Source organism: Achromobacter semiaridum, from assembly GCF_053543755.1.
In genome coordinates this window covers 18159-27841 of the sequence record NZ_JBLVOL010000019.1, presented here as the reverse complement: position 1 = coordinate 27841, position 9683 = coordinate 18159, and the positions used below count along the sequence as shown (strand labels likewise).

Sequence of the window (9683 nt, the reverse complement as noted above, 5' to 3'; positions counted from 1 at the left end):
CGCCGCCCCCGACTTCACTTACCCAGATGTTTGCGCACCGCGGCGGCGGATGCGCCCACCGCCTGCACCGCCTCGCGCAGCTGCGCCTCGGTGACCCCTAACGCCTGCGTCCAGTAGCGCAGTTCGTGGGCTTCGTTCACATTGATGCGGGACCGGTCTTGGGGTCCTCGATCCTTCAGGTCGTCGGCCATGATGTCTCCTCTGTTGGAAGAAACTTCAATGCAGCAAGCCGCGTTCCCGATATCCGGCCCGGCTGCCTGGCAACCCAGGCCCCTGCCCGGGGGTCAGCCCGGTCCGTCGCTGGCGGCGGCCAGCAGCGGCACCACGATGTCGCTGATCGGCGTGGGGATGCCGTGGGCGCGCGCGCGGCGCGCGATGACGCCGTTGCGGATATCCCATTCCAGCGGCCGGCCCGCCTGGCGGTCCGCCAGAATGGACGTGCCCATGTCGGCCGGGGCGGCTTGGAACTTTGCAAGAATCTCCTGCGGAGTCTCGTCGCCCAGCTGCGCCCCTTCAGCCCGGGCCACGGAAAGGCATTCCTGTAAATAAGCGATGGCAAGCGTGGCGATGTCGGGCCGCGCGAACATGCCGGCGCGGCGATGGGTAAGCGCCATCAAACCCGCCACCGCGTTCTGCAAGAGCTTGCGCCAGGCCAGTGTCTGGAAGTTGGCGGTGACGTCTACCGCGCACAAGGTCCCGCGCAGCGCCTCTGCCACCACGTGCGCAGCCTTCGTATCCGGCAGGCTAAGCCGCGCCTCGCCACGCAAGCGCACCGAGCCGTCCGGCTGCGCCTGCGCGGGAAACCACACAACGGCGGGAATGATGCGCGCGCTGGGGGCATGCAGGGCGACCTGCTCCATTTGCTCGACCCCGTTCTGCAATACGCACACGACGGTGTCCGGGCCGCACAACGCCGCCAGCCAGCCTGATGCGGCATCGATCTGCGTTGCCTTGACTGCAAGAAAAACAATGTCGGCGGCGCCATCGATCTGGCCGGGGTCGCTGCGCACTGGTCCCGGCACCGTAATGCGTTGGTCGCCGTCCTGAAGAATCAGTTCACGGCGCGGCGTGCGTCCGCACAGCAAGGGCGTGCGGCCGGACTGGTGCAAGGCCGCCGCGACCGTAGTGCCGATGGCGCCGGGCCCGACGATGGCGACGCTTGCTGCCTCTGTTGCGGTACGCATGGAATGGGGTTCCTTGAAAAGCACTGTTGATGGCGGAGCGCAGGCGTAGCGGCCGGACCGTGCGGCGTGGCAGACCGGGCCGGCAAACGCTTCACAAGGCGACGAGCACCTTGCCCACGACAGATGCCGATTCAAGCGCGACGTGAGCGTCGGCTATTTTATCCAGTTCGAGTTTCATCCCGATATGCGGGGCATAGCTCCCGCTTGCCAGGCAGGCGTTGATGTCCTTGATCGCCTGGACCTTCGCAGCCCTGGGCACCGTATAGATAAACACGAACCGCAAGACGCAGCCATGCACCATCGCGCTTAACAATGGCAACGCAAGCGCGTCGTCGGCATGCGACATCGCGTACGAACTGATGACACCTCCAGGCGCCAGGCATGCCATGTCGATATCCAGATTCGCCTTCACGTTGACGTCGACGATGCGGTCGACGCCCATATTGCCCGTGCGCGCCTTGATTGCCGAGGCGACATCGTCGTTCAGGCGGTCCAACACCAGATCCGCGCCCGCCGCGCGAGCGACGGTGGCCTGCGCTTCGTTCATGACGGTGGCCGCAACCCAGGCGCCCGCCCACTTCGCCAGCAGGATGGCGGCGGTGCCCACCACGCCGGCCCCGCCTTGCACGAGCACGTTCTTGCCACGGATGTCGCCGTCGGCGAAAAGACAGCGATGGGCCGTCAAGGCCGGGATGCCCAGTGACGCCCCGACCTCGAAAGATGCGTTATCCGGCAATGGCACCGCCTGCGCCGATGGCACCACGACGTAGTCCGCGGCGGTTCCGGTCGGCCTGCCGTACTGGGCTTCATAGACCCATACCCGCTGGCCAACCCGACCGGCCTCGTTCGGATCGCCCACGGCATCAATAACGCCCGCGCCGTCCTGGTGCGGAATGATGCGCGGAAACGGCATCGCAGCGGAAAACCCCGTGCGGGCCTTGAGGTCGGTGGGGTTCAGCCCCGACACGCGCACCCGCACCCGGACTTCACCGGGGCCGGGATGGGGGTCGGGGATGTCAGCGACGCAGAGCACTTCATGCGCGGGGCCCTGGCGTTCGTAAAAAGCAGCTTTCATGGATTTGTTCTCGGACATGGAAGACATGCTTCCGTGAACCGGCATTATCGAAATCCAGTGGCTTTTCTACAAGTAGGCACATTGTTTATATGTAAGGATAAAAAATATACTATTGAGGCTTTATCTGAACCAGGGCGGCATCATGGCGCGTGGCAAGCTAGATCAATACCGATGCGCGGTGGAAATCACCGTACACATCGCGGGGGGGAAATGGAAGCCGTTGATCATTCACTATCTGCTCAGCGGCACCAAGCGTTTCGGCGAACTGAAAAAGCTGATCGGCGGGGTCACTCAGCGCTCGTTGACGTTGCAGCTGCGCGAGCTTGAGGCAAGCGGCATTGTCAGCCGTGAAGTCTTTGCCGAAGTGCCTCCACGCGTGGAGTACACGCTGACGGCGCTAGGAACCACCTTGGCTCCGACGCTGGAAGCGATGAAGGCCTGGGGCGAGCTCTACCTGCAAAGCAAGACGCGGAAACGAAAGACGACGGCCTCCTAAACTGTCGGGCACGGTGCCGCGCCACGCAGCCGGGGATGGTGGAAATACACGAACCGCCGCGGTCGATTAAATGACGAGCAGGTTTCCATTTGCTCGAAACGCGGGCTCATGGGCGTCGCGCATCACCACGTATATTTCACGCCAATCCGGCCCGCGTATTGGTGATAGTCCTGCGCGCCCCAACTGCCTGACGCATTGACCCAGCCGGTCCAGCCTTTGGTGAAATCCGCATGCACGCCCAGCTTGAGCTCGTACCTGTCCTTGGGATAGAGCTCGCCCAGCGGCAGCTGGTTGAACGACACGGAGCTGTCAACATTGGTATGCCACCAGTTGATCGTGGCAAAGGGTTGCGCCTTGCGCGCATTGCCCAGGTCAAAGGTCGAATACGTGCGCACGCCCAGGCGTGTGATGGTTCCGTTGGAGTCGGCCCTATCGACGCGCGTTCCGTTTTCTTCGGTGACGCTATCGGTGTTTGTGTCGACGTAGATGATCTGGGCTTGAGGTTCAAGCATCCAGTTTTCGCGCAGCTTGAACGCGTATCCGGTTTCGGCGGAAATGGCCCAGCCCTGCGAGTCGTAGTCAACACGCGGCAGATCGCTGCCCTGGACTCTGTTGTTGAACCAGCCGTACTGGAACCACGTATCGACGTAAGCGCCTAGCTTGGTTTCGTTATTTTGAAACCACGTGCCGTACAGCCCGGCGTTGTAGCCATCGACACGTCCTTTTGCCTTGTACGGATTACCATCGGCGCGTGCCGTGCTGTCGGCAGTTCCATATCCGAGCATCACGCCAACGTGCAGTCTGTCGGTGTCGGAAAACAGCTTCCACTGGGCGATGTCGCCGCCGCCCTGGAGCAGGAACAGGTTGGTGCTGACATCAAAGTTGCCATCCCGGCTGTGTGACCCTTCCCATTTACCGACGGCGCGCAGCCAGAGCGCTCTGCGCCTGCTGTCGTTGTCGTCGAATTGCTGCGTCTCAATGAACTGCGGTTCACCAAGCCGGTCATGCATGCTTTGCACGAACATCTGCCCCACCAGGCGTTGGTTGGCAAGATAGGCAGCCACTTCGGGACGATACAAGGGCTGGGGATCAGGGGGGGCGGGCGGCACCGGCGGTCCGTCCGGAGGCACCGGGGGCGCCGGGTTCTTTTCAGATCGCAAATACCAGTTATCAGCTTCCTCCGGCGCGGTGCCTCCGCGAAACAGCCGGTATTCGTAGGGCCCCGCGACGGCGCGCCCGCTTAGTGCAAAGGCGGTTCCTGTCGTCGTCCCGGCGCCGATCGCATCCACTACCTTGATGCCGCTCGCTTGTGTCACAGCGCCCGCACCGCCGGTATTGGTGATACGCAAGCCGCTTTGTCCGGTGGCGGTGCCCGTAATGACGACCATGTCGGAAGGCGAGCCGTCGCCCTCCAGAAATGTGTTCAGCGCGACGACGCTGCCGGCGCCGCCCACGTAATTTGAAACGGTCAGCGTTTTGTAGACGTTCCCGACAGGCGGCGCGTAAACGATCTGGCTGGCGGTGTTCGTCACGTTCGTGATGTTGGAATTGCCCGTCATTGACCAAACGGTATTCGACTGCAAGGCCACGTTTGAAACGCTGCCCGCCGCGGTTAACGCGGCGCCTGTCAATGTTGAACCCGAGGCGGTCACGGTAGCCTGCCCAGCCGTGCCCACGGCGGTGACGGGAGGGGGCGCGGCGACGGCGTCGCCCAGCAGCGTGTCGGGATCCGGGATGCCCCCCAGGGGCGCATCCGGCGCAGACAGCAGAGGGAAGTTGTCGATGCTGCCCACTTGCAGCCATACGCCATTTCCCGAAACCGTACTGTTCAGCAGCGTGACGTTGGCAAGGCCGGCCATGCCGATCGCCGGGCCGCCCACGCTTGTCACGCTGGATCTTGCCAGGTCGATGCTGGCTGCCGGCCCCGGGTCGCCCACCACAAAAAGGCCCATTGCCGTACCGCCGTTGGCGCGGATCTCGGCCCCGTCGCCGACGACCCTGCCGCCGTTTTGCGCCACTGCCCCGTGCGACGCTACTCCCTGCGTCGTGACTGGCGTCTGGTTAAGCGTGACCAGACTGCCGCTGTCTCGCGCCAGCGCGCCGTGCGCGGCCGCGCCTTGCGTCAGCACGCGGCTTGTCGTGGCCGTGACGGCGCCCGCGCTGACCGCTCGCAGGCCCACCGCTTGCGCGCCTTCCGTCGTGACCGAGGAATTGAACAGGCGCACGGTGGCCGGCGCGTCCAGAAAATTACGTTGCGCCAGTGTGCCGTAGGCGCGCAGACCGGTTGTGCGGATGGTCGAGTCGGTGGCCACGATGTCTGCCGCGAACCGCGCGCCGGCTTGTTCCACCACGGCAAATGCGCCGATGGCCAGCGTGCCCGAAGTGGTGAGCGGTACGCGCTCAAGGGCGACCGAGCCTCCATCGTCGGCGACCACGCCCATCGCTTCATCGCCACTGGTTCGCAGGGTGCTGTCAGTGACAGACAGTCGTGCCCCCGGGTTGCGGGCCGCCACCGCGTGGGGACGGCGGTCCCCCCCGGAAACCGTGCCCGCGGTGGTGACGCTGGCGCCTGTCACCGAGATCGAACTGTTCAGGTCCGCCAGGACGCCCATCGCGTTGCCGTCGCCGGTTGTCAGGATAGTGACGTCCGTGGCCGTGATGGTGGAATTTGCAGCGATCAAGCCATCGGCGTTGATTCCGTTGCTGGTCACTGACCCTTGGGTCAGCGTGACGCTGGCGCCCGCATTGGCGCGCAACGCATGCCCGGTGGCGTTGGACGCGGCTATGGTGGTGTTTGTTGCGGTGAACGAGGTGCCCACGCCCGACGTGCCGCCGTCGACCTGAACGCCGATCGCGGCGCCGGACCCCGCCGCAACGCTGGCGGAATTCATCGTAACGGTGCCGCCGGCCAGGACGTTGATGCCGATGGACCGCGCACCATTCACCTGAAACGTCCCGCCGTTCACCACTGCGCTGGAACCCGCGTCCTGTACCACGAGCCCATGTCCGAACTGGCCCTGCGCGGTGACAGAGCTTGCGCCCTGCAACAGTACGCTGCTGCCTGACATCACCAGCACGCCCGCTGCCGGATTGATCGTCGTGCCGGCGCCTCGGGTCGTGATCGACACATCGGTCAGGGACGCGCTGGCGCCGTTCTCCAGGCGCACCCCTGCCGCGCTGGTGCCGCTGCTGGCCGCAAGGGCCGGGTCTCCGGTGATGATCGATATGCCGTTTGCGTCGACGTGGCTCGGCACCACGGTTGCCCCGTTTGTCCCCGATCCGTTTGCCCACACGCCGTAACTGCCGATTGCCGAACCGCCCGAGGTGATGGTGCCCGTTGTGCTTATCGTCGTGCCTGGCCCAAGCGCGACCGATGCACCCGCGTCGACCTGCACTCCGAACGAGCCCCGTCCGCTGGTGCTGATGAGACCGCCCGCGTGCGAAATGAAGCTGCCCACGCCCGTCGCTGAAAGCGCGTGATTGCGGGCACCGCCACCCCCCCGGGCGGCCACATCGGTGGCGATCATCCGCACGGTCCCACCGCCCACCGCCAGCACGCCAACGTTGTCGTTCACGGTGGTGGCAAGCCCCAGCGTGATGCTGGATCCGGACGTCGTTACCAAACTACCCGCGCCGGCCGCCACCAGTCCCTGCTGGCCCGTCGCGGCCTGCACGGTGTTGAGCACGCCGTTGTCGAAGGTGATGCGACCACCATTGACGGCCTGCGCGCCCACATAGGTGCGCGGCAAGGTCGAACCCGTCCCGCCAAGGTTTATCGTCACGCCAGTTGCCGAGATCGCCCCGCCGGAACCCTGTGCATCCAGGCCGGGCTGTGTGGCGCTCAGTACATTGATCGTGGAACCGGCGGTCACCTGGCACGCGGTGCCAGATTGGGACACAGGCCCTGCGGGGCAGGTCGTCTGCGCCGCCACGTCGACACCCATGTTCAGCGAACCAATCAAGAGGCACCAGCGCGTCTTGATCCAGATGTTATTGGGGCGGCCGCCCGACACCTTGGCGAGATACATACAACACGCTCCTTTTCCGTGCACACCTTGTTTAGTGGACGTACTACCGGGCATCAGTGCTGCTGTTCATTTCCCCGACAAAATTACATCTTTCGGACTATTCGAGCTACGTATTTCGCAAGTTTGAGCGCATTTTATTTTTCGCAGTGGTATCCCCGGGACGTTGTAGAACGGAGGATGTGAGGCGGTTTTCCGGGTAATTTCTTGCCTGACTGTTCGCGTTAAGGGCGGGCGACTTGGACAGAATGTTCCAGGGCGCTGAAGGCGGCAGGGCGGCGACGATGGGCAGCGTGCCCATTAGAGCCACCCATCGGATTGGAAAAACCAAATGCTGACGCCCATTGCAGAGGCCATCTCCATGGCGCCGTTCCGCAATGCCAAAGACGCGGGTCCCATGGGTACGGCGCCCGCTTTGCGAGCGCCTTACCGTGCTATTGGACCGTGACGTGCGCCCGGTCGATCACGGTTTTCCATTTGTCGAGCTCGGCATCGACGAAGCCCGTGACCTGCGCGGCCGAGAGCTTGGCCGGCGTGGCATTGTTGTCGTTGAGCCATTTGATGTTGGCTTCGGTGTTGGCGCTGTCGATGGCGATCTGGTTCAGTTTCTGCACGATGGGTGTCGGCATGCCCGCGGGTCCGAACAGGCCTATCCAAGCCTGCGATTCGTAGCTTGGATAGCCGGATTCGGCAACGGTGGGTACATCGGGCAAGCTGGGCAGGCGGTCTTTGGACGTGACCGCCAGGGCCTTGACGTCGCCCGAGCGGATGAAGGCGGCTGCCGACGTTGCGTCCAGGAATGCCGCCGGGATCTGCGCGCCTATCAGGTCGGTGACGGCTGGCGCGGCGCCCTTGTAGGGAATATGGCGCAGATGGGCGCCGGTGACCATTTTGTAGAGTTCGCCGGACATGTGCGCCGAGCCGCCCACGCTGCTGGAGCCAAAAGCCAGACCGCCAGGTTGTTGGTCGGCGTAGGCCGTGAATTCCTTGGCGTTGGAGAGGGGGGATTTGGCGGGAACCAGCAGAACGTTAGGCGCGTAAGCCAGAATGGCCACGTTGGAAAAGCTCTTCTTCGGGTCGTAGGGCAGGTTGGGCTGCAGGCCGGGATAGATCACGTGCTGCGTGGCCGTGACAAGCAGGTTGTAGCCGTCCGGCTTCTCGCGCGCGATCAGCGCAGTGCCGATCTGGCCGCTGGCGCCGGGTTTGTTTTGAACCACGATGGTCGTCTTCAACGCATTGCCCAGGTCCTGAGCGTAGCGGCGCGCAACCAGATCCGTGAAACCGCCAGGCGAAAACGGGACGACGATGGTGATGGGTTTGCCGTCGGGCCAGTCGGCGGCAGCCGCGCCCCCAGGCGCGAGCAGGGCGCTGCTGGCGCAGATGATGATGGCGGCCAGATTGCCGCCCAAAGGGATGCGATGCAGTTGCTTGTCAGACACGCTTGTCTCCGGTTGTTGTATTTATCAAGACTTCTGTATATGCCAGGTCCGCCGCCCACGCAGCTCAGGTATCGACAGCGCCTGCGTCCCTTTGGGACACGTTCACGTGCGCGCTTTATCGCGCGTGCGCGGCTTCAGGCAGGGCCATCGTGAAAGCCTCGCCCCTCCTGAGCGAGCTTGACGATGAGATTGGCCGGCTTCCAGTATTGGGAACCGTGCACGGCTTCGTACTTGCGCAGCCCCGCCAAGACAGCAGGCAGGCCGATCTGGTCCGCATAGCACAACGGGCCGCCTCGATGGGCGGGAAAGCCGTAGCCTTTGAGCCAGACGACGTCGATGTCCGAGGCGCGATCGACGATTCCTTCCTCCAGGATATAGGCGGCTTCGTTGATCATGGAGTACAGGCAGCGCTCCAGAATTTCCTCATCGGAAATCTGCCGCGCTTGTCGGCCGGAGGCGGCTCGGTGTGCGGCGACCAGGGTTTGGGCAGCAGGTGACGGGGTGGCCTTGCGGTCACTGTCATAGTCGTAGAAGCCCCCCTGGGTCTTCTGGCCCAGCCGGCCCGCGGCGACCATGCGGTCCAGCATGTCGCACTCGCGCTCGCGCGGCGTCAGGTGTTGCAGGCGGCTCTGGCGATTGCGCCAGCCCACGTCCAACCCTGCCAGATCCGCCATGGCGAACGGCCCCATCGGAAGGCCGAAGTCGCGCAGCACACGGTCAATCTGAAAGAACGAGGCACCTTCCTGGAGCAGGAAATAGCTTTCGCGCGTACGCTTGGCCAACATGCGATTGCCGACGAATCCGTCGCAGGACCGCACCAGCACGGCGACCTTGCCCAGGCGGCGGCCCACTTCCATGACGGTGGCGCACACGTCGTCAGAAGTGGCGGAGCCGCGCACGTTCTCCAGCAACTGCATGACGTTGGCGGGGCTGAAAAAGTGCATCCCGACCACGTCCTGGGGCCGCCGCGTGGCGCTCGCGATTTTGTCGATGTCCAGGTAAGACGTGTTGGAGGCCAGGATGGCGCCGGGTTTGCACACCCGATCAAGCGTCTTGAATATCTCGTGTTTAAGTCCGATTTCCTCGAAGACCGCTTCAATGACCACATCCACGTCGGCCAGATCCTCGAAGCGTGTGCTGCCCTGTATGCATGCAAGACGCTGCGCGACGTCGTCTATGCCGAGCCGGCCGCGCCGAGCGGAGTTGGCATAGTTTTCTTCGATGCGCGCCAAGCCCTGACTGAGGCGCTCGGCGTCTTTCTCCAACAGCACCACGGGTATGCCGGCGTTGGCGAAGCACATCGCAATGCCGCCGCCCATCGTGCCGGCACCTATCACCGCCGCCCGGCTGACGGGCCTGGCCTTGGCCGCAAACGGCAGCTTGTGCAATTGACGCTCGGCCACGAAGGGAGGGTGGTTGACGACTGGCGTGCTGGTTGTGCTGCTCATGATTATGTCCACGGGT

7 protein-coding genes are annotated in these 9683 nt (G+C 64.0%); 1 reads left to right on the top strand and 6 read right to left on the bottom strand.

All coding sequences use genetic code 11. From position 1 onward, the window contains the following. Positions 1-14 precede the first annotated feature (14 nt). The 3 genes from ACNPP0_RS06440 to ACNPP0_RS06430 form a co-directional block, all read right to left on the bottom strand. A complete protein-coding gene (locus tag ACNPP0_RS06440; RefSeq protein WP_082134474.1) occupies positions 15-191 on the bottom strand; it encodes a DUF3606 domain-containing protein in 177 nt (58 codons plus the stop codon). 93 nt (positions 192-284) lie between these two features. Further along, entirely contained in the window at positions 285-1184 is a 900-nt protein-coding gene (locus tag ACNPP0_RS06435) for an oxidoreductase (RefSeq protein ID WP_448705345.1), read from the bottom strand. A gap of 91 nt (positions 1185-1275) precedes the next feature. Next, the gene (locus ACNPP0_RS06430; protein WP_448705344.1) at positions 1276-2259 is read right to left on the bottom strand and encodes an NADPH:quinone reductase; all 984 of its coding nucleotides are present in this window, start codon (positions 2257-2259) and stop codon (positions 1276-1278) included. Positions 2260-2371: 112 nt separating this feature from the next. On the opposite strand from ACNPP0_RS06430, the gene ACNPP0_RS06425 reads away from it, so the two are divergent. Further along, entirely contained in the window at positions 2372-2755 is a 384-nt protein-coding gene (locus ACNPP0_RS06425) for a winged helix-turn-helix transcriptional regulator (RefSeq protein ID WP_332611624.1), read from the top strand. Positions 2756-2877: 122 nt separating this feature from the next. Here ACNPP0_RS06425 and ACNPP0_RS06420 read toward each other — a convergent pair whose 3' ends face one another. From ACNPP0_RS06420 to ACNPP0_RS06410, 3 genes are all read right to left on the bottom strand, one after another. After that, complete coding sequence (locus ACNPP0_RS06420; protein ID WP_448705343.1) at positions 2878-6783, bottom strand: autotransporter outer membrane beta-barrel domain-containing protein; 3906 nt, start codon at positions 6781-6783, stop codon at positions 2878-2880. Positions 6784-7214: 431 nt separating this feature from the next. Next, positions 7215-8219, bottom strand: a complete 1005-nt coding sequence (locus ACNPP0_RS06415; RefSeq protein ID WP_448705342.1) for a Bug family tripartite tricarboxylate transporter substrate binding protein — start codon at positions 8217-8219, stop codon at positions 7215-7217. A gap of 134 nt (positions 8220-8353) precedes the next feature. Beyond that, positions 8354-9667, bottom strand: a complete 1314-nt coding sequence (locus tag ACNPP0_RS06410; RefSeq protein ID WP_448705341.1) for a 3-hydroxyacyl-CoA dehydrogenase — start codon at positions 9665-9667, stop codon at positions 8354-8356. Between the last annotated feature and the right edge of the window lie 16 nt (positions 9668-9683).

What these genes read in the sequence shown, in the direction of transcription:
- ACNPP0_RS06420 (WP_448705343.1), bottom strand. Translation starts at nt 6,783, where the DNA reads ATGTATCTCGCCAAGGTGTCGGGCGGCCGCCCCAATAACATCTGGATC.
- ACNPP0_RS06440 (WP_082134474.1), bottom strand. Translation starts at nt 191, where the DNA reads ATGGCCGACGACCTGAAGGATCGAGGACCCCAAGACCGGTCCCGCATC.
- ACNPP0_RS06435 (WP_448705345.1), bottom strand. Translation starts at nt 1,184, where the DNA reads ATGCGTACCGCAACAGAGGCAGCAAGCGTCGCCATCGTCGGGCCCGGC.
- ACNPP0_RS06410 (WP_448705341.1), bottom strand. Translation starts at nt 9,667, where the DNA reads ATGAGCAGCACAACCAGCACGCCAGTCGTCAACCACCCTCCCTTCGTG.
- ACNPP0_RS06430 (WP_448705344.1), bottom strand. Translation starts at nt 2,259, where the DNA reads ATGAAAGCTGCTTTTTACGAACGCCAGGGCCCCGCGCATGAAGTGCTC.